Raw genomic sequence first — 25,615 nt, 5'->3', positions numbered from 1 at the left:
CAGGAATCATTTATATGAATGCTCCGTTTACTTATGCATCGCCCACACTCAGCGTTGAGGCGCTTAAGCATTCTATTGCCTATAAGCTGATGTTTACGATTGGTAAAGACCCGGTCATTGCCAATAAACATGAATGGCTGAACGCCACATTGTTCGCGGTGCGCGATCGTCTGGTGGAGCGCTGGCTGCGTTCTAATCGAGCCCAATTATCGCAGGAAACCCGGCAGGTTTATTACCTGTCGATGGAGTTTTTGATTGGTCGTACCCTCTCTAACGCGCTGCTTTCGCTGGGCATTTATGACGACGTTAAAGGCGCGCTGGAGGCCATGGGCTTAGATCTCGAAGAGCTGATCGATGAAGAGAATGACCCAGGGCTTGGCAACGGCGGCTTAGGACGGCTGGCGGCTTGCTTCCTGGACTCGCTGGCGACGCTAGGATTACCGGGTCGCGGGTATGGCATTCGCTACGATTACGGCATGTTTAAGCAGAATATTGTCGACGGGCGGCAAAAAGAATCTCCGGATTACTGGCTGGAATATGGCAACCCGTGGGAGTTCAAGCGCCACAATACACGCTATAAAGTGCTTTTTGGCGGGCGCATTCAGCAGGAAGGTAAAAAAGCGCGCTGGATTGAGACGGAAGAGATTCTGGCCGTCGCGTATGATCAGATCATCCCCGGTTACGACACCGACGCCACTAACACACTGCGGCTGTGGAATGCGCAGGCCAGTAGTGAAATCAACCTCGGTAAATTCAACCAGGGCGACTACTTTGCGGCGGTGGAAGATAAAAACCACTCTGAGAACGTTTCACGGGTGCTCTACCCGGACGATTCCACCTATTCCGGACGAGAGCTACGCCTGCGTCAGGAGTATTTTCTGGTCTCGGCGACAGTGCAGGATATCCTGCACCGTCATTATCAACTGCATAAAACCTATGAGAATCTGGCGGATAAAATCGCCATTCACCTCAACGATACCCATCCGGTGCTGTCAATTCCGGAGCTGATGCGTCTGCTGATCGATGAACATAAATTTAGCTGGGACGACGCGTTTGAGGTGTGCTGTCAGGTCTTCTCTTATACCAACCATACGCTGATGAGCGAGGCGCTGGAAACCTGGCCTGTCGATATGCTGGGGAAAATTCTGCCCCGTCACCTGCAGATTATCTTCGAGATTAACGACTATTTCCTGAAAACGTTGCAGGAGCAATATCCCAACGATACCAGCCTGCTTGGTCGCGCGTCGATTATTGATGAGTCGAACGGTCGCCGGGTACGGATGGCCTGGCTGGCGGTGGTGGTCAGCCATAAAGTCAACGGCGTTTCTGAACTCCATTCCAACCTGATGGTGCAGTCGCTGTTCGCGGATTTTGCGAAGATTTTCCCGACCCGTTTTTGTAACGTCACTAACGGCGTTACGCCGCGCCGCTGGCTGGCGTTGGCAAACCCGCCGCTGTCTGACGTGCTGGATGAGAATATTGGTCGTACCTGGCGTACCGATCTTAGTCAGCTCAGCGAGCTGAAACAGCATTGTGATTATCCGCTGGTCAATCATGCGGTGCGTCAGGCGAAGCTGGAAAATAAAAAACGGCTGGCGGTAGTGATAGCGCAACAACTGAATGTGGTGGTAAACCCTAAAGCGTTATTTGACGTGCAGATTAAGCGTATTCACGAATACAAGCGGCAGTTGATGAACGTACTGCATGTCATTACCCGCTATAACCGCATTAAAGAAAATCCGGAGGCCGACTGGGTGCCGCGGGTGAATATTTTTGCCGGTAAGGCGGCTTCCGCCTATTACATGGCAAAACACATTATTCATCTGATCAACGACGTAGCGAAAGTGATTAACAACGATCCGCAGATTGGCGACAAGCTGAAAGTAGTGTTTATCCCGAACTACAGCGTCAGCCTGGCGCAGGTAATCATTCCCGCTGCTGACCTGTCTGAGCAGATTTCGCTGGCAGGGACAGAAGCTTCCGGCACCAGTAATATGAAATTTGCCCTGAACGGCGCGCTCACCATTGGTACGCTGGATGGCGCGAACGTTGAGATGCAGGAGCATGTCGGCGAGGAGAATATCTTTATCTTCGGTAATACTGCCGAAGAGGTGGAAGCGTTGCGCAGGCAGGGTTATAAGCCTCGCGACTATTATGAAAAAGATGAAGAGCTACATCAGGTACTGACGCAGATTGGTAGCGGCGTCTTTAATCCGGAAGAGCCAGGTCGTTACCGCGATCTGGTAGATTCGCTGATTAACTTTGGCGATCACTATCAGGTGCTGGCGGACTACCGCAGCTACGTGGACTGCCAGGATAAGGTGGATGAGTTGTATCGTCGCCCGGAAGAGTGGACGACGAAAGCGATGCTCAACATTGCCAATATGGGCTACTTCTCATCGGACAGAACCATCAAAGAGTATGCCGAAAATATCTGGCATATTGATCCGGTGCGGTTGTAAATCCCGATGCCGGCGGCGCTTCGCTTGCCCGGCCTACGTTTATGTATCCTTGTAGGCCGGATCAGGCGTTAGCCGCCATCCGGCATTTTTCTCAGGACGCCAGTGAAAGCTGGTGTTTCTCAACATACGCCGCCAGCCACTGGGTGATGCGGGATTGCTGCTCGGCGGTCAGCCACATGCCTTCTTTGGTGCGACGCCAGATAGCGTCTTCAGTACGGCGCACCCATTCGTGATCCACCAGGTACTTGAGTTCCGCTTCGTAAAACTCATGACCGAAATCTTCGCCTAAATCAAGCAGTGACGTAGCTTCGCCGAGAATCCACTCCGTGTTGCTACCGTAAGTGCGCGAATAGTGGCGCGCCAGCGATTCCGTCAGGAACGGATAACGACGACGCAGCTTCGCCGCGTAATCTTCGCGGCTGCCGTCGATGTCGCCGCCGGGCAGTACGCACGTTTTGGTCCATGCCGGCCCGATGCCTGGATAATAAGACGCCAGTTTTTCCATCGCGTGTTCGGCCAGCTTACGGTAGGTCGTGAGCTTACCGCCAAACACGGAAAGCAGCGGCGCTTTGCCGTTTTCATCATGGATATCCAGGGTATAATCGCGAGTGATCGCCTGCGGTGAGTCGGACTCATCATCGCACAGCGGACGGACGCCGGAGTACGTCCAGACGATGTCATCGCGCCCCAGTTGTTTCTGGAAGTGCGCGTTATAGACCTTCAACAGGTAATTAATTTCGCTCTCTTCGATTTTTACCGCTTTCGGATCGCCTTTATATTCGACATCGGTTGTGCCAATGATCGAAAACTCCTCCATCCACGGAATGACAAAGACGATACGTTTATCTTCGTTTTGCAGAATATACGCCTGCTTCTGATTATGGACGCGCGGCACGACGATATGGCTGCCTTTGATCAGGCGGATGCCATACGGTGACGGCAGATGCATCCCTTCGTCGAAGAACTGTTTGACCCACGGTCCGGTGGCGTTAACCAGTCCGCGCGCCTGCCAGACATATTTTTTACCGGTGTCGATATCTTCCGCTTCGACAATCCACAGGCCATTTTCCCGACGAGCGGCGGTTGCGCGAGTACGGGTAAGGACTTCGCCGCCTTTACGCACCACCATCTGTGCGTTAGCCAGCACCAGACGCGCATCGTCTACCCAACAGTCGGAGTATTCGAATCCGCGCACGATTTCAGGTTTGAGTACCGAATCTGCGCCAAACCGCACACCGGTGGAACCGGGTAAACTGGTACGTTTTCCGAGGTGATCGTACATAAACAGACCGATACGGATCATCCAGGCCGGACGTAAATGCGGGCGGTGCGGCAGACGAAAACGCATCGGGAAGGCGATGTGCGGCGCCATTTTCAACAGCACTTCACGTTCTGCCAGCGCTTCGCTGACCAGACGGAACTCGTAGTGTTCAAGGTAGCGTAAGCCGCCGTGGATAAGTTTCGAACTGGCGGAAGAGGTTGCGCAGGCCAAATCCTGCGCTTCCAGCATGAGTACGGACAAACCGCGTCCGGCGGCATCAGCCGCGATGCCTGCACCGTTAATGCCCCCGCCTATCACGATCAGATCTTTGGTTTCCATGCTGCCCTCTTGCACTTTCGTTAAAGTTCAAAAATGTTCGTTATCGAACATAATAGCAAAGAAACGCGCTATTGGTAACATCGAAAAAACATTTTAGAGTGATATGTATAACATTATGGCGTTAAGCTACTCCGTCAACGTACACTGGGCGATAAAATGCCTTAATTGGCTTCACCGGCAATAATGAAAGAGCGATTCATGGAACAATTTGAATGTATCACTGTAGAAGAGGCGTATCAGAAACTGCACCAGGGCGCGGCGGTGCTGGTCGATATTCGCGATCCGCAAAGTTATGCCATGGGTCATGCGCCGCAGGCGTTTCACTTGACTAACGATACGCTGGGCGCGTTTATGCGTGAGCATGGTTTCGATACCGCCGTGATGGTAATGTGCTATCACGGCAACAGTAGTAAAGGCGCCGCGCAGTATCTGCTCCAGCAAGGCTATGATGCGGTTTACAGCATTGACGGCGGGTTTGAGGCCTGGCATCGCCGTTTCCCTGCCGATGTCGCAAATGGCGCGTAATCCCATAAAGATGCAGCCTCCGACGAGAAGGGTATATATACTGTCTTCTTTTGTATGGACTAAGCGACAGCAATAATGTTGATGATTACTTCCTTTGCGAATCCTCGCGTGGCGCAGGCATTTGTTGATTACATGGCCACCCAGGGCGTCATTCTTACTATTCAGCAACATAATCAAAGCGATATCTGGTTGGCGGATGAATCGCAGGCCGAACGTGTGCGGGTCGAGCTGGCGCGGTTTATAGAAAATCCCGGCGATCCGCGTTATCTGGCGGCTAGCTGGCAGTCCGGGCAGACGAACAGCGGACTACGCTATCGCCGTTTTCCCTTTCTCGCCACGCTGCGTGAACGAGCCGGCCCTGTTACCTGGATCGTGATGCTCGCCTGCGTGCTGGTCTATATCGCGATGAGTCTCATCGGCGATCAGACGGTGATGGTGTGGCTGGCGTGGCCGTTCGATCCGGTTTTAAAATTTGAATTCTGGCGCTACTTCACCCATATCTTTATGCACTTTTCACTGATGCATATTCTTTTTAACCTGCTGTGGTGGTGGTATCTCGGCGGGGCGGTAGAGAAGCGCCTGGGCAGCGGTAAATTAATCGTCATTACGGTGATAAGCGCGCTACTAAGCGGCTATGTACAGCAGAAATTTAGCGGCCCGTGGTTTGGCGGGCTGTCTGGCGTCGTCTATGCGCTGATGGGTTACGTGTGGCTGCGCGGAGAGCGCGATCCGCAAAGCGGAATTTACCTCCAGCGCGGCTTAATTATTTTTGCATTATTGTGGATAGTCGCTGGTTGGTTTGACTGGTTTGGCATGTCTATGGCGAACGGCGCGCACATCGCCGGGCTTATCGTCGGTTTAGCGATGGCCTTTGTTGATACGCTGAATGCGCGAAAACGAACGTGAGGCGTATCCGGCCTGTGGTCGAGATATTTTTCCAGGCCGGGTAGGGCGAATGCCGCTATCCGGCGCAAGGTTGGTTACTTTCAGAGATTATTCATGAAACAAACACAACGGCATGACGCGATCATTGAACTGGTGAAAAAACAGGGGTACGTCAGTACGGAAGAGCTGGTGGAGCATTTTTCTGTCAGCCCGCAAACCATTCGTCGGGATCTTAACGATCTGGCGGAACAGAATATGATTTTGCGCCACCACGGCGGCGCGGCGTTGCCCTCCAGCTCGGTGAACACGCCGTGGCACGATCGTAAGGCGACGCAAACGGAAGAAAAAGAGCGCATCGCTCGCAAAGTCGCGGCCCAGATCCCCAATGGTTCAACGCTGTTTATTGATATCGGCACGACGCCGGAAGCCGTAGCGCACGCCCTGTTAGGGCACAGTAATTTGCGGATCGTGACCAACAATTTGAACGTAGCGAACACGCTAATGGCGAAAGAGGATTTTCGTATTATCCTCGCCGGCGGCGAACTCCGCAGCCGCGACGGCGGCATTATTGGCGAAGCGACGCAGGACTTTATCGCCCAGTTCCGTCTCGATTTCGGCATTCTCGGTATTAGCGGTATTGATAGTGACGGCTCATTGCTGGAATTTGACTACCATGAGGTACGCACCAAGCGCGCAATTATCGAAAATTCGCGCCATGTGATGCTGGTGGTGGATCACTCTAAATTTGGTCGTAATGCGATGGTAAACATGGGCAGCATTAGTATGGTCGATGCGGTCTACACCGATACCCTGCCGCCGCCGGGCGTGATGCAGGTGATTGCCGACCACCATATTCAATTAGAGCTGTGCTAAAGAGACTGTCTTATCAGGCCTACACTCTGCGCGTGATCGTAGGCCTGATAAGCTCATCAGGCACACGTTAAACCCCATACCCCATCATCTTCAGCAACTGCTGCGCGTGCTGTACCGCGTCCTGACGGTGCGCGACGCCGAGTTTCTGGTAGAGGTTGCGGATATGCGTCTTAATGGTGGTCGCGGCCACCGCCAGTTCGCCAGCAATCTGTTCGTTGCTGTAACCGGAATAGATAAGCCCTAACACCTGCCATTCACGCTGGGTGAGCGGGCTGGTGCGAATAAGCTCCGGGACATCCGGATGGTTAAGCAGGCGCTCGACGAAGCCTTCGTCAAAATGGGCGAATTTATGCCGGTGATGTTGGTTAATCTCTCGCAGGATGCGCTGCGCGCGATGCTGCTCCATCTCCGGCAGCGTATTGAGCTGGATAAGCTGACGCAATTGTTGCGCCATGGCTTCGCCTTCAATCACAAAATGGCTGATAAATCCGGTCCGGTTGGCGAGCTGTAAGGCATCAAGCAATACGCGCTGGGCGTCGTTTTTCCGCCCGGATTGCCAGTAAAGCTGATTGAGTAACAGCAGATTGCGGTTTAAATCGCTCATTAAGCGCAGGCTACGGGCATTCTCATTTAACTCTTCCAGCACGATTTCCGCAGGCTCGAATTCGCCCAGCAGGATCTGCGCGCGGGCGATATTCCGCCATTGCCCTTGCAGAAAATGGTTATTGGCAAACGCCGGTTTGGGCGTATGACGTAACCAGTTGGCGGCGGATTTTTTGTCGCCGGTTAACTGCCAGTAAATGACACGCACCTTATCGGCGTTAGAGATCCAGTCGCAGTGATAACGACCATTGCCTAATAAATTTTCCAGTCGGTTAAGCTGACTACGGGCATTATCCAGATCGCCGCGCGCCAGCGAGCACTGCACCAGTAACGTCAGGCACTGCAACTGTTGTTGCGGCTGGAAGGTGGACAGCACAGCGATACCGCTGCGCGCCGAGGCTTCCGCTTCGTCAAGGCGCGCCCACGCCCACAGCAATTGCGCGCGGATACGTACCAGAAACTCATGCATCGGCAGTTGTTCCAGATGTTGCTCTTTGATCAACTGGAAGGCTCGCTCCTGCGTTTCCCATGCGGCCTGCAGGAATCCCTGGGCGAACTGAATTTCGCTTTGTTGAATTAAGCTCCACAGCGCGTAATGCCAGACGTCATGATGGCGCGCCATTTGTTCGGTTTGCTGCATCAGCGATAAAGACTGGCTGAGATCGCCTTTACAGTGCAGCACTTCTCCGTGAACGGAGGTCGCGACAATACGGCTATAAAACCAGGCGAGAGGAAGCTCATCCAGCGCCAGTTTCGCCAGCCGCTCTGCCTCTTCTGGATTGCCGTCGTTGATGGCGACCTGGGCGCGCAGCGCGTTAAATTCAGCATGCAGCGTGCCGTCCATGACCCCTTTGATCTCTTGCTCGGCGCGCGCCAGCAACGTATTCACTTCGCTGTAGCGGTGTTGGCTTTGCATCAGCCAGGCCTGTAACAACACCAGCCGCGGATTTTCCAGCAGGCTTTCCCACGGCAGCGCTTTTAATGACTCTTCCAGCAGCGCCAGTTCACTGTGATTAAACAGCCCCCACGCATGATTAAGCAGGATATCGCGCAGCATTTGCGCGTCACCCGCCGCCAGCGCATGATGTATAGCTTCGCTGGGAAAACCTTGTTCCATCCAGCTTTCCGCGGCCGCGCGGTGGATCTCCGGCAGTTCCGCCGCCAGTTCCCACTGGCAACGCTGGCGCAGAAAGCTACCAAACAACGGGTGATAGCTAAACCACTCGCCCGTGTCGTCCATGCGTTGTAGGAATAACCCCTGACGCTCAATCTCCTCCAGCCGCATCTGGCCGTTTTCTTCGCCGGTCACACGCACGATCAACGCGTCATTCATTGAGCGTAAGATCGCGCTTTTAAGTAAGAAATGTCGGGTGCTGACATCCACATTATCCAGTACTTCGTCCACCAGATAATCAGAAAGGTGGCTGGCATTAATCCCGGCAAGACGGCGGGCGGAGTGATGCGCAGAGGTATGGTTCTGGCGCGCGGAGAGGGCGATCAACTGTAGCGCAGTGGCCCAACCGGCCACATCATCGCACATGCGGCTGCTCTCAGCGGCTTCAATGGGCGACGAAAGACGACGGTCAAAAAATTGCTTTGCTTCCTGATGGTTAAAAGCCAACTGCTGGCTACCGATTTCCAACAGCTGATCGCGCACGCGCAGGTTAGCGATGCCCAGTTGCGGCAAATTACGCGATAACACCACCAGGGTGAAATTTTCCGGCTGATGCCGTAAGAAAAAGCGCATCGCGTCGTGAATCACCGGATTGGTAATCAAATGGTAGTCGTCAATCACCAGATAAAGCGGGCGATGCCACTGCGCCAGTTCAATAAAGAGCTGTGCGAAGAGAGACGTCAGGCTGGCATACTGACGTTTTTGCGCCATCGCTTCGCTGGTAGAGCAGTGTCCGCCGGTGGCCTGTTGGATAGCGGCAATTAAGTAACTGGCGAATCGCTCTTGCTGGTTATCGCCTTCGTCGAGAGAGTACCAGCCTAATTCATTTTTGCCCGCCGCCCACTGTGAGACAAGCGTGGTTTTCCCATAGCCAGCAGGACTGGTTACCAGGGCGAGCCTGAAATTGTTCGCGCCGGAAAGTTTAGCCAACAGCCGCTCACGAACCACGGTATGGTCGAGACGAACCGGACGACTTAATTTAGACGGAATCAACATAGCAATCACTTCACTGTGGGAAATGGGGGGAACTGCGATTTTTTTTGCGCTTCGTAATTAATAGATATAAGGTCGGCCAGAAAGCATTTTAATGCAAGCTAAGCAGACTTTTTATGTGTCTGAATTTGCACTCTGTCACAATTCTAAATAACGGTATTAAAAAAGTATTCGGCGCGGTTGAAACGAGCGTCAGAGCTGGGCTGAGGACATATTTCCGTTGTTATAAATAATGTCCTGGACATGATGCGGATTTAACACAATGGCGATACCAGGCGTTTAATTAATTATGTTTAGTGAGTGAATCTCCCGCCGCTGAATATTTCAGGTAAGAAACTATTTTGGCGTTCATATAATCTTTCGAAAATACCCCTTCGCGATTTACTGTTATTTCTGTTTATTCATTTGATTATGCGTAACACTGGGTGTCGTTGACAGGAATCGGCGCGTTTATACAGGGGTAAGTGGCGGCGATCACACTTTTATGCTCATCCCCGCTCCTCCTCCCTCCCTAATCATTGCCGGGAGGAGGAAGGTCAACATCGAGCCTGGCAAACTAGCGATAACGTTGTTTTATTACCCGAGGACGGATTTCCTATGTCACAGCCAACCTTCAATAAAGATCAATTCCAGGCCGCCCTGACGCGTCAGTGGCAGCGTTTCGGTTTACTGTCGGCGTCCGACATGACGCCTCGTCAGTGGTGGCAGGCCGTTAGCGGCGCGCTGGCGGAATTACTGAGCGCGCAACCGGTAGCGCAGCCGACGAAAGGCCAGCGTCATGTGAACTACATTTCGATGGAGTTTTTGATTGGCCGCCTGACGGGAAATAACCTGTTAAATCTGGGGTGGTACCAGGACGTTAGCGATGTGCTGAAAGCGCACGATATTAATCTGACCGATCTGCTGGAAGAGGAAGTCGATCCGGCGCTCGGCAACGGTGGTTTGGGTCGTCTGGCCGCCTGTTTCCTCGATTCGATGGCCACCGTCGGGCAGCCCGCTATGGGCTATGGTCTGAACTACCAGTATGGGCTGTTCCGTCAGTCATTTGTTGAAGGCAAGCAGATGGAAGCGCCGGATGACTGGCATCGCGGCAGCTATCCGTGGTTCCGCCACAACGAGGCGCTGGACGTCCAGGTTGGGATCGGCGGTAAAGTCACCAAAGAAGGGAGCTGGGAGCCAGGTTTTGTGATTACAGGCCAGGCCTGGGATCTGCCGGTGTTAGGCTATCGTAACGGTGTCGCGCAACCGCTGCGTTTGTGGCAGGCGACCCACGCGCATCCGTTTGATCTGACCAAATTCAACGACGGCGCTTTCCTGCGGGCGGAACAGCAGGGTATCGATGCGGAAAAATTGACGAAGGTGCTTTATCCCAACGATAACCACACGGCGGGCAAAAAACTGCGCCTGATGCAGCAATACTTCCAGTGCGCCTGCTCGGTAGCGGATATTCTGCGTCGCCATCATCTGGCCGGACGCAAACTGCATGAGCTGGCGGATTATGAGGTCATTCAGCTAAATGATACCCACCCGACTATTGCCATTCCGGAACTGCTGCGCGTGCTGATTGACGAGCACCAGCTGAGCTGGGATGACGCCTGGGCTATCACCAGCAAAACCTTCGCCTACACCAACCATACCCTGATGCCGGAAGCGCTGGAGTGCTGGGACGAGAGGTTAATCAAAGCGCTGTTGCCGCGTCATATGCAGATTATCAAGCAGATTAACGATCGCTTTAAGACGCTGGTCGATAACACCTGGCCTGGTGATAAGCAGGTATGGGCAAAACTGGCGGTGGTGCATGACCGTCAGGTGCGCATGGCCAATATGTGCGTGGTCAGCGGCTTTGCGGTCAACGGTGTGGCGGCGCTGCACTCCGATCTGGTGGTGAAAGATCTGTTCCCGGAATATCACCAACTTTGGCCGAACAAATTCCACAATGTCACCAACGGCATTACGCCGCGTCGCTGGATCAAACAGTGCAATCCGCAGCTTGCGGCGTTGCTGGATAAAACGCTGAAAAAAGAGTGGGCTAACGATCTCGACCAGTTGATCAACCTCGAAAAATACGCTGACGATGCGAAGTTCCGTCAGCAGTATCGCGACATCAAACGGGCGAACAAAGAACGGCTGGTGAAATTCATCAAGGCCCGTACCGGGATTGAGATTTCGAGCCATGCGATTTTTGATATTCAGATCAAACGCCTGCATGAGTACAAGCGTCAGCATCTGAATCTGTTGCATATTCTGGCGCTGTACAAAGAGATCCGCGAAAACCCGCTGGCCGACCGCGTACCGCGCGTATTCCTGTTTGGCGCGAAGGCGGCGCCGGGCTATTACCTGGCGAAGAACATCATTTTTGCTATCAATAAGGTTGCGGAAGCCATTAATAACGACCCGGCGGTGGGTGATAAGCTGAAGGTGGTTTTCCTGCCGGATTACTGCGTCTCGGCGGCGGAAATGCTCATTCCGGCGGCGGATATTTCCGAGCAAATTTCCACTGCCGGGAAAGAGGCGTCCGGCACCGGCAACATGAAACTGGCGCTGAACGGGGCGTTGACAGTGGGAACGCTGGACGGCGCTAACGTTGAAATCGCTGAGAAGGTGGGTGAAGAGAATATCTTTATCTTTGGCCATACTGTGGAAGAGGTCAAGGCGCTCAAAGCCAAAGGCTACGATCCGGTGAAATGGCGTAAAAAAGACAAAGTGCTGGATGCGGTGCTAAAAGAGCTGGAAAGCGGTCAATACAGCGATGGCGATAAACATGCCTTTGACCAGATGCTGCATAGCCTCGGCAAACAGGGGGGCGATCCGTACCTGGTCATGGCGGACTTCGCCGCTTATGTCGAGGCGCAAAAGCAGGTGGATGCACTGTATCGCGACCAGGAAGCGTGGACGCGCGCCGCGATCCTCAATACCGCGCGCTGCGGTATGTTCAGTTCCGATCGCTCTATTCGCGATTATCAGGCCCGTATCTGGCAGGCCAAACGTTAAGGGAGCGCGATGGAAAATAAACGTCTCGATAGTGCCGCGCTGGCGGCGGGGATCAGCCCCAGTTACATCAATGCTCATGGCAAACCGCAGTCTATTGGCGCTGAAACCAAGAGACGTTTGCTGGCGGCGATGCACGGCACGACAACAGGACCACAGGCGGTCGTGCCGAATGTGAAGGTTTATACCACGGGTAAAAAAATGGCGTTGCCGGTAGAGGGGCACGGTGAGTTTGCCTGGCTGCTGACTACGGAAGAGGGCGTGCATTACAAAGGGCGCGTGACGGGCGGTAAAAAACTTAACCTTCCGGCTACATTGCCGGAGGGCTACCACACCCTGACGTTGACCCAGGATGAACAGCGTACGCACTGCCGTATTATCGTCGCCCCGCCGCGATGCTATGAGCCGCAGGCGCTACTGGAAGGGAAAAAACTGTGGGGGGTCTGCGTCCAGCTTTATACTCTGCGTTCAGAAAAAAACTGGGGTATTGGCGATTTCGGCGATTTAAAGTCGATGCTGGTCGATGTGGCGACACGCGGCGGCGCGTTTATCGGCCTGAACCCGATCCACGCGCTTTATCCGGCGAATCCGGAGAGCGCCAGTCCCTACAGCCCCTCGTCTCGTCGCTGGCTGAACGTGATATATATCGACGTCAATGCCGTCGAAGATTTCCGCCTGAGCGAAGAGGCGCAGGCATGGTGGCAAATGCCCGCCACACAGCAAAAGCTGCGACAGGCGCGCGATGCGCAATGGGTGGATTACGCTACCGTTACCGCGCTGAAAATCACGGCGCTGCGGATGGCGTGGACGCGCTTTGCCGCTCGCGACGATGCGCAAATGGCGGAGTTTCGTCACTTTATCGCCCGTGAAGGCGAGAGCCTTTACTGGCAGGCGGCATTCGACGCGCTGCATGCGTATCAGGTAAAAGAGGATGAGCAGCGCTGGGGCTGGCCAGCCTGGCCGGAGGCGTACCAGTCGGTAGAGTCTCCCGCTGTAAAACAATTCTGTGAAGCGCACCGCGAAGAGGTGGAGTTTTACCTCTGGCTTCAGTGGCTGGCCTGGCGCCAATTCGCTGCCTGCTGGGATACCTGCCAGAGTTTTAAACTACCGATTGGTCTGTACCGCGATCTGGCGGTTGGCGTAGCGGAAGGCGGCGCGGAAACCTGGTGCGACCGGGAGCTGTACTGCCTGAAAGCATCTGTCGGCGCGCCGCCGGATATCCTCGGCCCGCTCGGTCAGAACTGGGGGCTGCCGCCGATGGACCCGCATATCATTGTCGCCCGGGCGTATGAGCCCTTTATCGACCTGCTGCGCGCCAATATGCAAAACTGCGGCGCGTTGCGCATTGACCATGTCATGTCGTTGCTGCGTCTGTGGTGGATACCGTATGGCGAAACCGCGGATCGCGGGGCATATGTTCAGTATCCGGTTGACGATCTGTTGGCTATTCTGGCGCTGGAGAGCCAACGTCACCGCTGTATGGTGATAGGCGAAGATCTGGGGACTGTGCCAGTTGAGATTGTCGGCAAGCTGCGCGATAGCGGGGTCTATTCTTATAAAGTGCTGTGGTTTGAAAATGACCTTGAGAAAAACTTCCGCGCGCCAGGCGCATATCCGCAACAATCGATGGCTGTCGCCTCGACGCACGATCTCCCCACGCTGCGCGGCTATTGGGAATGCGGTGACCTGACGTTGGGTAAAGCTCTGGGGCTTTATCCGGATGAAGTGATTCTGCGCGGGCTGTATGAGGATCGCGAGCGGGCGAAACAGGGGCTATTGGACGCGCTGCATAAATATGGCTGTCTGCCAAAACGCGCCGGGCATAAGGCATCGTTAATGTCGATGACGCCAACGCTAAATCGCGGACTTCAGCGCTATATCGCCGACAGTAACAGCGGTCTGTTGGGGCTTCAGCCGGAGGACTGGCTGGATATGGCCGATCCGGTTAACGTACCGGGCACCAGCGATCAGTATAAAAACTGGCGGCGGAAATTGTCTGTATCTCTTGAGGCCATGTTTGCCGATGAGGGCGTAAACAAGCTAATTAAGGATTTGGATAAGCGCCGAAAAGCGGCCGCGAAGAAGAAGTAATAAAGCCGGGGATTTCCCCGGCTTTATGATGGTGAGAGCACGTAGGCCTGATAAGCGCAGCGCCATCAGGCAATCCTGGCGCACATTGCTGCCTTATCCGGCCTACAAGCCGCCTCGCTTAAACCACCATACCCAGTAGCAGACAGCCGATCAGGCCGCAGACGGAGATGATTGTTTCCAGCATCGACCAGGATTTAATGGTCTCGCCGATAGTCAAATTGAAATACTCTTTGAACAGCCAGAAGCCCGGGTCGTTGACGTGAGAGAAAATCACGCTCCCGGAACCGACTGCGATAACCATCAGTTCAGGGCTAACGCCGGTAGTGGCGATCAGCGGCGCCGCAATGCCGCCTGCGGTAATCGCCGCGACAGTCGCAGAGCCCAGCGCGATACGCAGCACCGCCGCGATAGACCACGCCATCAACAGCGGAGAGACATTGGTTTCATGCATCATTGAAGCGATGTATTTATCCACGCCGCTATCGACCAGCACCTGCTTGAACGCGCCGCCGCCGCCGATGATCAGCAGCATCATGGCGATAATTTTGATGGAAGAGACCAGCGTATCGTTAATCTGATCCATGGAACGCCCGCGGTTCAGGCCAAAGGTGAACATCGCAATCAGTACGGCAATTAACGTAGCCATTACCGGGTCGCCCAGGAACTCGGCAACGGGCAGGAAAGCGTGGCCTTTTGGCAGAATCATCTCGGCAATCGCACGCATCGCCATCAGAATCACCGGAACCAGCGACGTCCAGACGCTGACGCCAAAGCCCGGCATCTCTTCTTCCGTAAAAGTTTTCGCGCTGTACAGGCCTTCCGGGATCGGCTTATCGATGCCTTTCAGAAAACGGGCGTAAACCGGGCCGGCAAGGATCACGGTCGGGATCGCCAGAATCGTACCAAACAGCAACGTTTTACCCATATCAGCATGGAAAATCGTGGCAATCGCGGTTGGGCCCGGGTGCGGCGGTAGGAAGCCGTGTGTGACGGAGAGCGCCGCGGCCATCGGCACGCCGACGTACAGTAACGGGATATTCGCCGCTGCGGCAATGGTGAATACCAGCGGCAGCATCAGAACAAAGCCCACTTCATAGAACAGAGCGAAGCCGACGGTAAAGCCGGTTAACACTACGGCCCACTGAATATGTTTTTTACCAAATTTCGCGATCAGGGTAGTGGCGATACGTTGAGCGCCGCCGCAGTCGGCAAGCATTTTGCCCAGCATGGCGCCGAACCCCATAATCAGGGCCAGACTGCCAAGCGTACCGCCGACACCGGCTTTGATGGAGCCGATGACTTTATCCAGCGGCATTCCCTGCATCAATCCGACAGCGAGCGCTACCAGGACAAGGGCGATAAATCCGTTCATTTTGAAGCGGATCATCAGAAGAAGTAACAAGATAACACCGATAGCAACGATGACTAATGGCATGATTTACCTGGCCTTTACTTTGTTATGGGTAACGTCATTGTTTCGACGACAAATTCCTGTTGTTCCCGACGGGAACAGAGTCGCAATAGCACCAATACTGATTACCGTTGAAACGAATGAGCGTAGTCAGATGTTATATGGATGTTAGGTGCCCATAAGAATGATACGGGTAACATATGGGTGTTGAAAATGACCCTGGCAGGCAAAATTTAAATTATGAGACACAGGTCATGTTATCGGCGCAAGAAGAAGGACCATTGCTCTGAGATGTGGCTGATGGCGCAGGATTGCGGCGTAGACGCCTTATTCGGCCTACGGTGGGGCAGACAAGGCCCGACAGGCGCAAGCGCCATCGGGCATGGATGCGGGGAAAATCTTAGTAGTATGAGTGCTCGCCGCGCTGGTGTTCGGTCAGATCTCGAACCCCTTTCAGTTCCGGGAATTCATTCAGCAACTGTTTCTCGATTCCTTCTTTCAGCGTGACGTCAACCATCGAGCAACCGTTACAACCGCCGCCAAACTGCAGAATTGCATAGCCTTCATCGGTAATTTCCATCAGCGAGACGCGACCGCCGTGGCCCGCCAACTGCGGGTTAATCTGCGATTGCAGAGCATATTCCACGCGCTCCATCAGCGGCGCGTCATCGGCCACTTTGCGCATCTTCGCGTTTGGCGCTTTCAATGTGAGTTGAGAACCTAGCTGGTCGGTCACGAAATCAATTTCCGCGTCTTCCAGATAGGGCGCGCTCAGCTCGTCGACATAAGCGGTCAACAGGTCAAATTTCAGTGCAGTATCGGTGGCTTCTACGGCGTCGGGCGGACAATAAGAAACGCCGCACTCTGCGTTAGGAGTGCCGGGATTAATGACAAATACGCGGATTTGCGTCCCTTCTTCCTGATTTGCCAGCAGTTTGGCAAAGTGCGCTTGTGCAGCATCGGAAATACGGATCATAGTAATGGCCTAATAGTTGACTATTTTAGTTGGTTATAATACGCCCATCATCGAGGCTCTACAAGGTTCGACACAGGCACCATACCTGGACAGTCGCTGCGCCGTTGCGCAAAAGCAGTTGCGCGATTTCCGCGACGGTACTTCCGGTAGTGACGACATCATCCACAATAACCATATGGAGACCCTGTACCGGCAATTCAAGGCGAAACGCGTTTTTCAAATTGCGTTTGCGTAACCTGGCGCTGAGATGATGTTGTGTTGCGGTCGCCCGTACCCGCGTGATGGTCTGGCTGTCCCACGCGCAGCCAAGCCAGCGCGCTAACGGTTGACATAACAGATCGCTTTGGTTAAATCCCCGCCGCCAGTGTCGGCGCGACCAGAGCGGAACGCTGACGATTCTGTCGGGAAGCTGCAAGCCAGTGCTGCGGCGCGCCATGAGTACTTCCTGCAACAGTAGACGCGCCAGAGCGGCGGCAATTTCGCTGCGGCGGGTAAATTTAAGCTGATGCACCAGTAAACTCAAGGGCGGCGTATAGTCACTGACGCTCACCAGACGCTGCCAGGGCGGTGGTTTTTGCAGGCAGCGACCGCAGGGGAGCGAAGGATGCGCGGCAGGTAATCCGCATTGCGGACACAGGCTGACGCGCTGACGAACGGCGCGCGCGCATACGGAACAAATCCCCCAGTGGCTTAACGCCAGCGGCATTCGGCATAGCCAGCATAATCCCGGTACTGTTAGCATAGGTGCATCCTTGTTAGACAAAAGAGAACAGTAACTGATGAATGACATCTGGTGGCAGACCTACGGCGAGGGAAATTGTCATCTTGTGCTGCTGCACGGATGGGGATTGAACGCGGAGGTATGGCATTGCATTCGCGAGGAACTCGGCTCGCATTTTACGCTGCATCTGGTCGATTTGCCGGGCTATGGCCGTAGTTCGGGGTTTGGCGCTATGACGTTTGAAGAGATGACGGCGCAGGTAGCGAAAAACGCGCCGGACCAGGCTATCTGGCTTGGCTGGAGCCTGGGCGGCCTGGTGGCGAGTCAGATGGCGCTCACCCACCCTGAACGCGTTCAGGCGCTGGTGACAGTCGCCTCTTCGCCATGCTTTAGCGCGCGTGAGGGGTGGCCGGGAATAAAACCGGAAATCCTCGGTGGATTCCAGCAGCAGCTTAGCGACGATTTTCAGCGCACGGTGGAGCGTTTTCTGGCGCTGCAAACGTTAGGGACGGAGACGGCGCGTCAGGATGCCCGCACCTTAAAAAGCGTGGTGCTGGCGCAGCCTATGCCGGATGTAGACGTGCTCAATGGCGGACTGGAAATCTTAAAAACGGTTGATCTACGAGAAGCGCTTAAAAATGTGAACATGCCGTTTTTGCGTTTGTATGGTTATCTGGACGGTCTGGTGCCGCGTAAAATTGTGCCTTTGCTCGATACGTTATGGCCGCACAGTACATCACAGATAATGGCGAAGGCGGCCCATGCGCCGTTTATCTCGCATTCGGCGGCGTTTTGTCAGGCGCTGATGACGCTAAAATCATCGCTGTAACCAGGGCGTTGCCGGGCCCGGACCATTCTGCCAGATTAATGGTTTTCAGATGCCAGATCGGCAGGCGCCAGCCCGGTAACCCTAAGCACGGTATCGCGATCGAAACCATCGTTTAGCATGGAGCGGGCAATGCGCAATGCGGCGAGCCGTTGGCCTTCCTGTTTGCCTTGCTGTAGCCCGTTACGATGTCCTTCCTGACGTAATCTTTCTGCGATAGTCATGATCTTCTCCTTATGCTGTGGGATACGCATAGCCACCTGGCGGATAAACGTATTGAAGCGCGCGGCGTCGCCAGTGTGCATCATGTAATTAAACAAACTTTGAAGCTGGGTGTCATTAGCGTATCCCTTAACCAGCAGGGCGACCAGCTGTTCGACAAGCCCCATTAGATCACGCTGGCGGATGTGTTTTTGTATGAGTTCCAGCAGCGCGACCCGTCGGTGCCGCATAATCTCGTCGTCCGGCACGACCGTAATATCGACCAGAGGAAAGGCGGTGGCGTATAGCTTACGCGCCATCACCGGGTCGGCAAATTCATCCAGCCAGCATAATGAGAACGGATACGGGCTTCGGTTTCCGTGGTAAAACAGCATTGGCACCACTAACGGCAACGTCTTATGCCCGGCCTCCAGGTGCCGTTGCATTGCAGCCATCGCGTAACGCATCAGCCGAAATGCCATATGCGCGTCCGGCGTACTCTGATGTTCAATAACCACGTAAATGTAACCTTCACCTTCACTTGTTTCCAGCGACCAAAGAATATCGGAATAATGGGGGCGTAAATCCTCTTCAATAAAGCTACCGGACTCCAGCCGTAACGTATTCAGATTACAGATTTGACGTAATGTCGTCGGGAGATGAATTTCCAAAAAATCCCGTGCAGTATCGGGGTGGCATAAAAACTGTTTGAATACCGCGTCATGCGGCGTGGATGTTGTTGAGGTCGCCATATCGATCCGTCATCGGTGAAGTTCAATGGCGTGACACTACGCGCAGACCGGGCTGATTGCAGTAGGGGATTAGTGCGCTTGCGAGGCGCATGGGGAGATAAATGCGCACGGCGGTAACGCTTTCATCTTTGTGGAAGACATGACGCAAAATTGCCCGGCAGCGTGACGTGTACCGGGCAACATAACGCGGGATAAAGGCCGGATAAGACGCGTTACGTCGCTACCCGGCGAAGGCTAACGCAAGGCCCACCATTCGCGCAGGCAGGCTTTACCTTCCGGACAACTTTTACAGCTGCCTGAAAGGCAGCCGTCCGGTTCTTCCGGGATACGTACCGCTTTACCCATGATCTCCAGTTGATTCAGCATGGCGTCGATCATGGGCTGCGGAGCGTGCAGCGTATGGCTGATTTGCGTTGCCTCCATACGCCCCCGTAGCGCCAGTAGATCGCGAACCTGTATCAATGAAGCCATTTTTTATATCCCTTAGTGACAATTGCCCGCAGTGCCCGAACAACAGGAACTGACGTTTTTGCGGGTTGCCAGCAGTTCAATGTCTACACGGCTGCGGGCGCGGCGCAACAGGCTTAACACCACAACGTTAAAGACGATCACTGCCAGAATACAGATCAGGCTGTATGTCGGGTGTTGACTGAAGCTGGTAACCTGGTAGAACAGCGTGGCGAGCGAATAGGCGATATTCAGCCCCCACAGGATGGAGAAGCCCATCCAGCCGCGGCTGGACTCGCGGGCGATAGCGCCCATTACCGAGATACACGGTACGTAAAGCAGGACGAAAATCAGGTAACTGTACGCCGCTGCGGCGCTGCCGAATTTTTGACCCATCACGCCCATCGCGCCGGTCGCCATTTCGCCGTCGCCTTTACTCGCTTCGATCGGGTTAGCCAGTACGCTCAGGCTAAAGGTGTCTTTCAGGCTTTGCCAGGTATCGTCAACCGCGCCCAGCAGTTCATCGCCGAGGTGGAAGTCGGCAGGATTAAACGCTTCGTCCTGAATATTTTCGGCGGTGTAGAGCGTGTTCAGCGTACCGACGACAACCTCTTTCGCCATGGCGCCCGTAAACAGACCCACGGTCGCTTGCCAGTTATCCTCATGGACGCCGATCGGTTTAAAGACTGGCGTGATGATGCGGCTTACGGAGGCGAGGGCGGAGTCATTAATGTTATCGACGATTTTGCCGCTCAGCGAGAAACTGTTAAACGCGCTCAGGAAAATACTCACGATGATAATGACTTTACCGGCGCGTAGTACAAAACCTTTCAGGCGTTGCCAGGTCTGGATGATCAGGCTCTTGATATGCGGGACGTGGTAAACCGGCAGCTCCATCACAAACGGAGAGGCTTCGCCGCGCATAATGGTATGCTTCAGCATCAGGCCGGTTAATACCGCCATGACAATACCCAGCACGTACAGCGAGAAGACCGCCAGCGCGCCGTTTTGCCCGAAGAAGGCGGCGGCAAAGACGGCGAAAATCGCCAGGCGCGCGCCACAGGACATAAACGGCGCCATCATGATGGTCATCAGGCGTTCGCGCGGAGCGTCAAGCGTGCGGGCGCCCATCACGGAAGGTACGTTACAGCCGAAGCCGACAATCAGCGGCACGAAGGATTTACCCGGTAGTCCCAGCGCCTGCATCAGGCGATCCATGACGAAGGCCGCGCGCGCCATATAACCGGAGTCTTCAAGGAAGGAGAGGAACAGGTACATCATCCCGATTTGCGGCACCAGCGGCAGGACGGTATTGATCCCGCCGCCAAGACCTTGCGCCAGGAAGATGGTTAACCAATCCGGGAAGTGCAGCGTGTAGCCAATCCATTGAATGCCATGAATAAAGATGGCGACGGAACCGGCATCAAACAGGGGTTGCAACGCGCCGCCGATGTTAATGGCGAGCAGGAACATCAGGTACATCACGAACAAAAAAATCGGTAAGCCGAGGAAGCGGTTCAGGATAATTTTATCGACCGCCCTGGTGAAGCGGCTGGGTTCGGCTGTCAGGGTATTGCTGACCACGTCGCAAATAGCGGCGATACACTGATAACGGGCGTCGGCGATATGCAGCGCCGGGTCGTCCATTTCGTCCTTCAGACGGGCTAGGGAGGTGTCCAGGTTTTGCGCCGCCTCGCCTGCGTAAGCCCGGCTGTAGATATCGCCCTCCAGCATTTGCAGACCCAGCCAGCGGCGCTGTTGTAAAGGCATCTCCTGGGCCATCGCGTCGGCCAGGAAATCCGCTTCGCGCAGCAGCGGCTGGGCATAATGCACCAGTTCGACGTTGTCGTTAGCGTTGTGACGGTCAATGGCCAGTTTCAGCGCCTCGATACCGCGACCGCGAGTCGATACCAGCGGTACGACAGGGCAACCCAGACGCGTGGACAGAGCGTCGACATCAATACGAACCTGCTGTTTTTCAGCGATATCCAGCATATTGAGCGCGACAATACAGGGGATACCCAGCTCCAGCAGTTGCAGCGTCAAATAGAGGTTGCGCTCCAGATTGGAGGCGTCTACAACGTTTATCAACAGGTCGGCGTCGCCGCTCAGGATGTAGTGGCAGGCGATCTGTTCGTCGAGAGAGGTTTGTGACGAGATGGTCGTCAGAGAATAGGTGCCGGGTAAATCTACCAGCGTGACCTGGTGGTCAGTTGTCGCGAACTGGCCCTCTTTACGCTCGACGGTGACGCCCGCCCAGTTCCCCACGCGCTGACGCGCGCCGGTGAGTTGGTTAAATAAGGTGGTCTTGCCGGAATTAGGATTACCAATTAAACCAATGGTTAATTTTTTCATTTTTATAGACTCACTGTATTAACAGGAAACCGCTTCCACTTCTATTAACGCCAAATCCTTTTTACGCAAAACCAGACTCACGCGTCGTGTTTCGATATGGATCGGATCGCCTAAGGGCGCGACGCGGACGACATTAAATGAAGAGCCGGGCAACATGCCGAGCGAAAGCAGTTTTTGACGATACGCCGGGCTGATTTCACGCGCAAAGCCGGTGATTTTCCACGCAGTGTCAGGAGTGAATTGCATACGACCTACTTGTTTCTTACTAACTGGATGTATACCTCATGCGGCGCTCAGGGGGGCGGCAGGAGACCCGATGTTTAGCCAACGAAGGAAAGAGTAAATAATCAACAACACAATGATAATGAGAATGGTTTCTATCTTCAACGATTAAAATGTGACGGAATGTACAAATAAGCGATAATTTGCGCCGATGTTGATATGGCTCAACATTTATTTGTCTTTTTGCAAATACCCCTAATGTGCAAATATTCACCGTTTTTAATGTTTAATTAAGGTTTCATCTGTTAATAAAGTGATAATTAATAGTGCGGATAGCAGAAGAAAATTAATTAACAGGTTCTAATGGGTAAGATTTAATTGTTAATTAAAAAAGAAAGGGTTGGACGTATTGCAAAATCGCAGGCCGGATAAGAAGTAACCCGGCCTGCGTATTACCCGATTAGCGTTTTTTTCCCATTGCGGCTGCCAGCGCGTCCATCATGGCGCTGTTACCGGCTGGCTGAGCGTCACGACCGCGCGGTTTCGCCGCTTTAGATGCCGGGCGGTTGCCCTGAGCGCGATCGGCGCCGCCGCCGCGGCGAGCGGCGGTTTCGCCGGGCTGTTCGTCCAGACGCATCGTCAGCGCAATACGCTTACGTTGCAGATCCACTTCCAGCACTTTCACCTTCACGATGTCGCCCGCTTTCACCACGGTGTGCGGATCTTCAACGAACTTATTCGAGAGCGAGGAGATATGCACCAGGCCATCCTGATGAACGCCGATATCGACAAACGCGCCGAAGTTAGTGACGTTAGTGACCGCCCCTTCCAGAATCATTCCCGGCAGCAGGTCGTTCATGGTTTCGACGCCATCGGCGAATTGCGCGGTTTTAAATTCAGGACGCGGGTCGCGGCCCGGTTTTTCCAGCTCTTTGATGATATCGCTCACGGTCGGCACGCCGAATTTATCGTCGGTAAAATCAGCGGCCTTGAGGTGACGCAATTCGTTGCTGTTGCCCATCAGATCTTTTAGCGCTTGCTGCGTCGCCGCCAGAATGCGTTCGACAACCGGATAGGCTTCCGGGTGGACGGTGGAGGCATCCAGCGGGTTATCGCCGTGGTTAATACGCAGGAAGCCCGCGCACTGCTCAAACGCTTTCGGCCCCAGACGGCTCACCTTCAACAGTTGCTGGCGGTTCTGAAACTGACCGTTCTCATCGCGCCAGGCGACGATGTTTTGCGCCATCATGCGCGTTAAGCCCGCGACGCGGGTCAGCAGCGGTACGGAGGCGGTATTCAAATCGACGCCGACGGCGTTTACGCAGTCTTCGACCACCGCATCCAGCTTACGCGCCAACTGGGTCTGGCTGACATCGTGTTGATATTGGCCGACGCCGATGGATTTCGGATCGATTTTCACCAGTTCCGCCAGCGGATCCTGCAGGCGACGCGCGATAGAGACCGCGCCGCGCAGGGAGACGTCGAGATCCGGAAACTCCTGCGCCGCCAGCTCAGAAGCGGAATATACGGACGCCCCCGCTTCGCTGACGATCACTTTCTGCGCCGTCACGTTCGGGAACTGTTTCTGTACGTCGAGATAGAAGCGTTCGGTTTCACGTGAGGCCGTACCGTTGCCAATCGCGACCAGTTCGACGTGGTATTTTTCGCACAGCGCGGCGATCACGGTAGCCGCTTTGGCCGCCTGACCGGTATGCGGATAAATGGTATCCGTCGCCACCAGCTTGCCGGTGCCGTCAACGACAGCGACTTTTACGCCGGTACGCAGGCCAGGATCAAGGCCCATCGTGGCGCGCAGGCCAGCGGGGGCTGCCATCAGCAGGTCGTGCAGGTTACGGGCAAACACGTTAATCGCTTCATCTTCCGCACGTTCGCGCACGGTGCCCATCAGTTCGGTTTCGAGGTGCATTAAGACTTTGATACGCCACGTCCAGCTCACTACGCCTTTGCGCCAGCTATCCGCCGGGGCGTTATTTAGCCGCAGGCCGAGATGGTCCATGATGATTTGCTCGCAGTAGCTTTCTTTCGGCGGCTCATCAAACTGTGGGTCGGCATTGAGCGAAAGTTGCAGAATGCCTTCGTTACGACCACGGAACATGGCCAGCGCACGGTGAGACGGGACGTTAGCAATGGGCTCATGATGGTCGAAATAGTCGCGGAATTTTGCCCCTTCTTCCTCTTTGCCGCTCACGACCGTGGCGACCAGATGGGCGTTCTTCCACAGGTAATCACGCACTTTCGCCAGCAATGCGGCGTCTTCGGCAAAGCGCTCCATCAGAATGTAGCGTGCGCCGTCGAGCGCGGCTTTCGTGTCCGCCACGCCTTTGTCTCCATCAATGTACTTTGCCGCTTCCACGTCAGGATCGTGGGACGGCTCGTTCCAGAGCAGATCGGCCAGCGGCTCAAGGCCGGCTTCAATGGCGATTTGTCCACGGGTGCGGCGTTTAGGTTTATAGGGCAGGTAGAGGTCTTCGAGCTCGGTCTTACTTAACGTAGCGTTGATGGCGCCAGCCAGCTCATCGGTCAGTTTGCCTTGTTCGGAAATGGACTTGAGGATGGCCTGACGTCTGTCTTCCAGCTCACGCAGATAGCCCAGACGCGTTTCCAGGTTACGCAACTGCGTGTCATCCAGACCGCCGGTGATTTCTTTACGATAACGTGCGATAAACGGCACGGTGTTCCCTTCGTCAAGCAGGCGAACGGCAGCTTCAACCTGTCCGGCATTTGCCTGGATTTCACCCGCAATAATGCGGCAGAAAGAATCATTCATCATGGGTTAGCTTCGTCTTCAGGATAAAAATCAGGGGATAGTTATACGGATTGGCTGGCAAAAATGCCAGCCATCAGCGGGGGCTTAGGATTCTTCTTGTCTTATTTGACGTATTCGATCGCATTGACGTACCAGTTTGCTTCGCCGACAGGGGTGTTAACCACCGCCAGATCGCCCACTTCTTTTTTCAGTAGCGCCCGCGCCATCGGCGAGTCGATAGAGATGTAATCCTTACGTCCGAAAATTTCATCGTAGCCGACAATGCGGAACTTCAGCGTATCGCCGTCATCATTTTCAATTTCCACCCAGGCGCCGAAGAAGACTTTGCCCTCCTGCTGCGGGGAATAATCCACGATTTTGAGATTTTCCATGCATTTGGTCAGATATCTGACGCGTCTGTCGATCTCACGCAGGCGCTTTTTATTATACTGATAGTCGGCATTCTCGCTGCGGTCGCCCAGACTCGCAGCCCAGGTCACTTTTTTGGTGACCTCCGGGCGCTCTTCACGCCAGAGATAATTGAGCTCTTGTTTGAGTGTTTCGTACCCTTCGCGGGTGATCAGGGGCGTTTTCATCTCGTTGATTTACCTTTGCTGTCGATATTGCGCACACGGGGTATAACGTGATCGTCCCGACAGAATAAATAATGGAGTTGCCGATTAATTGTATATTTAAGCTGCTGTTAAATATGCTTTGTAACAATTTAGCCTGAAATTCATACC

General features: G+C 54.3%; 18 protein-coding genes. 7 read left to right on the top strand and 11 right to left on the bottom strand.

The window, feature by feature from the left end:
* Positions 1-14: 14 nt before the first annotated feature.
* On the top strand, positions 15-2,462 hold the full coding sequence (gene glgP, locus ACLJRH_RS07455; protein ID WP_000993424.1) for a glycogen phosphorylase: 2,448 nt from the start codon (positions 15-17) through the stop codon (positions 2,460-2,462).
* Between the two features lie 91 nt (positions 2,463-2,553).
* Here the strand turns inward: glgP and glpD are convergent, their stop codons facing one another.
* On the bottom strand, positions 2,554-4,062 hold the full coding sequence (glpD, locus tag ACLJRH_RS07450) for a glycerol-3-phosphate dehydrogenase (RefSeq protein ID WP_000448178.1): 1,509 nt from the start codon (positions 4,060-4,062) through the stop codon (positions 2,554-2,556).
* 198 nt (positions 4,063-4,260) lie between these two features.
* Between glpD and glpE the strand changes: the two genes are divergently transcribed.
* The 3 genes from glpE to ACLJRH_RS07435 all read left to right on the top strand — a co-directional run bounded on the left by glpE (position 4,261) and on the right by ACLJRH_RS07435 (position 6,345).
* Positions 4,261-4,587 carry a thiosulfate sulfurtransferase GlpE gene (gene glpE, locus ACLJRH_RS07445; protein WP_000434523.1) on the top strand — a complete coding sequence of 109 codons (327 nt, stop codon included), beginning with the start codon at positions 4,261-4,263 and terminating at the stop codon, positions 4,585-4,587.
* Between the two features lie 75 nt (positions 4,588-4,662).
* Positions 4,663-5,493: a rhomboid family intramembrane serine protease GlpG gene (glpG, locus tag ACLJRH_RS07440; protein WP_000928701.1), complete on the top strand. Its 831-nt coding sequence runs from the start codon at positions 4,663-4,665 to the stop codon at positions 5,491-5,493.
* 93 nt (positions 5,494-5,586) lie between these two features.
* On the top strand, positions 5,587-6,345 hold the full coding sequence (locus tag ACLJRH_RS07435) for a DeoR/GlpR family transcriptional regulator (RefSeq protein WP_000815084.1): 759 nt from the start codon (positions 5,587-5,589) through the stop codon (positions 6,343-6,345).
* 67 nt (positions 6,346-6,412) lie between these two features.
* On the opposite strand, the gene malT is transcribed toward ACLJRH_RS07435, so the two are convergent.
* On the bottom strand, positions 6,413-9,118 hold the full coding sequence (malT, locus tag ACLJRH_RS07430; protein WP_000907030.1) for an HTH-type transcriptional regulator MalT: 2,706 nt from the start codon (positions 9,116-9,118) through the stop codon (positions 6,413-6,415).
* Between the two features lie 594 nt (positions 9,119-9,712).
* On the opposite strand from malT, the gene malP reads away from it, so the two are divergent.
* Both malP and malQ read left to right on the top strand, forming a co-directional pair.
* Positions 9,713-12,106, top strand: a complete 2,394-nt coding sequence (gene malP / locus ACLJRH_RS07425; RefSeq protein ID WP_023136528.1) for a maltodextrin phosphorylase — start codon at positions 9,713-9,715, stop codon at positions 12,104-12,106.
* A 9-nt stretch (positions 12,107-12,115) separates the two neighbouring features.
* Positions 12,116-14,194 carry a 4-alpha-glucanotransferase gene (malQ, locus tag ACLJRH_RS07420; protein ID WP_023223301.1) on the top strand — a complete coding sequence of 693 codons (2,079 nt, stop codon included), beginning with the start codon at positions 12,116-12,118 and terminating at the stop codon, positions 14,192-14,194.
* 118 nt (positions 14,195-14,312) lie between these two features.
* Here the strand turns inward: malQ and gntT are convergent, their stop codons facing one another.
* From gntT to gntX, 3 genes are all read right to left on the bottom strand, one after another.
* Complete coding sequence (gntT, locus tag ACLJRH_RS07415) at positions 14,313-15,629, bottom strand: gluconate transporter (protein ID WP_001131737.1); 1,317 nt, start codon at positions 15,627-15,629, stop codon at positions 14,313-14,315.
* Positions 15,630-16,005: 376 nt separating this feature from the next.
* Positions 16,006-16,581: a Fe-S biogenesis protein NfuA gene (gene nfuA, locus ACLJRH_RS07410; protein ID WP_000619387.1), complete on the bottom strand. Its 576-nt coding sequence runs from the start codon at positions 16,579-16,581 to the stop codon at positions 16,006-16,008.
* A gap of 58 nt (positions 16,582-16,639) precedes the next feature.
* On the bottom strand, positions 16,640-17,323 hold the full coding sequence (gene gntX / locus ACLJRH_RS07405) for a DNA utilization protein GntX (RefSeq protein ID WP_000958733.1): 684 nt from the start codon (positions 17,321-17,323) through the stop codon (positions 16,640-16,642).
* A gap of 37 nt (positions 17,324-17,360) precedes the next feature.
* Between gntX and bioH the strand changes: the two genes are divergently transcribed.
* On the top strand, positions 17,361-18,131 hold the full coding sequence (bioH, locus tag ACLJRH_RS07400) for a pimeloyl-ACP methyl ester esterase BioH (protein ID WP_023136526.1): 771 nt from the start codon (positions 17,361-17,363) through the stop codon (positions 18,129-18,131).
* 35 nt (positions 18,132-18,166) lie between these two features.
* Here the strand turns inward: bioH and ACLJRH_RS07395 are convergent, their stop codons facing one another.
* From ACLJRH_RS07395 to greB, 6 genes are all read right to left on the bottom strand, one after another.
* Positions 18,167-19,081, bottom strand: a complete 915-nt coding sequence (locus tag ACLJRH_RS07395; protein ID WP_000235958.1) for an Rpn family recombination-promoting nuclease/putative transposase — start codon at positions 19,079-19,081, stop codon at positions 18,167-18,169.
* A 234-nt stretch (positions 19,082-19,315) separates the two neighbouring features.
* Positions 19,316-19,552 carry a [Fe-S]-dependent transcriptional repressor FeoC gene (gene feoC, locus ACLJRH_RS07390; protein WP_000157589.1) on the bottom strand — a complete coding sequence of 79 codons (237 nt, stop codon included), beginning with the start codon at positions 19,550-19,552 and terminating at the stop codon, positions 19,316-19,318.
* A 12-nt stretch (positions 19,553-19,564) separates the two neighbouring features.
* Positions 19,565-21,883 (bottom strand): Fe(2+) transporter permease subunit FeoB, encoded by a 2,319-nt coding sequence (gene feoB, locus ACLJRH_RS07385; RefSeq protein ID WP_000736971.1) that lies wholly within the window; start codon positions 21,881-21,883, stop codon positions 19,565-19,567.
* A gap of 18 nt (positions 21,884-21,901) precedes the next feature.
* On the bottom strand, positions 21,902-22,129 hold the full coding sequence (feoA, locus tag ACLJRH_RS07380) for a ferrous iron transporter A (RefSeq protein ID WP_001160955.1): 228 nt from the start codon (positions 22,127-22,129) through the stop codon (positions 21,902-21,904).
* A 436-nt stretch (positions 22,130-22,565) separates the two neighbouring features.
* Positions 22,566-24,896 (bottom strand): Tex family protein, encoded by a 2,331-nt coding sequence (locus tag ACLJRH_RS07375; RefSeq protein ID WP_000980661.1) that lies wholly within the window; start codon positions 24,894-24,896, stop codon positions 22,566-22,568.
* A 98-nt stretch (positions 24,897-24,994) separates the two neighbouring features.
* Entirely contained in the window at positions 24,995-25,468 is a 474-nt protein-coding gene (greB, locus tag ACLJRH_RS07370) for a transcription elongation factor GreB (protein WP_000856695.1), read from the bottom strand.
* Between the last annotated feature and the right edge of the window lie 147 nt (positions 25,469-25,615).

It is taken from the genome of Salmonella sp. SAL04162 (assembly GCF_046551535.1).
Classification (GTDB): Bacteria; Pseudomonadota; Gammaproteobacteria; order Enterobacterales; family Enterobacteriaceae; genus Salmonella; species Salmonella enterica.
Note: the sequence above shows the minus strand (reverse complement) of the source record. Positions and strands in the feature narration are given on the sequence as shown.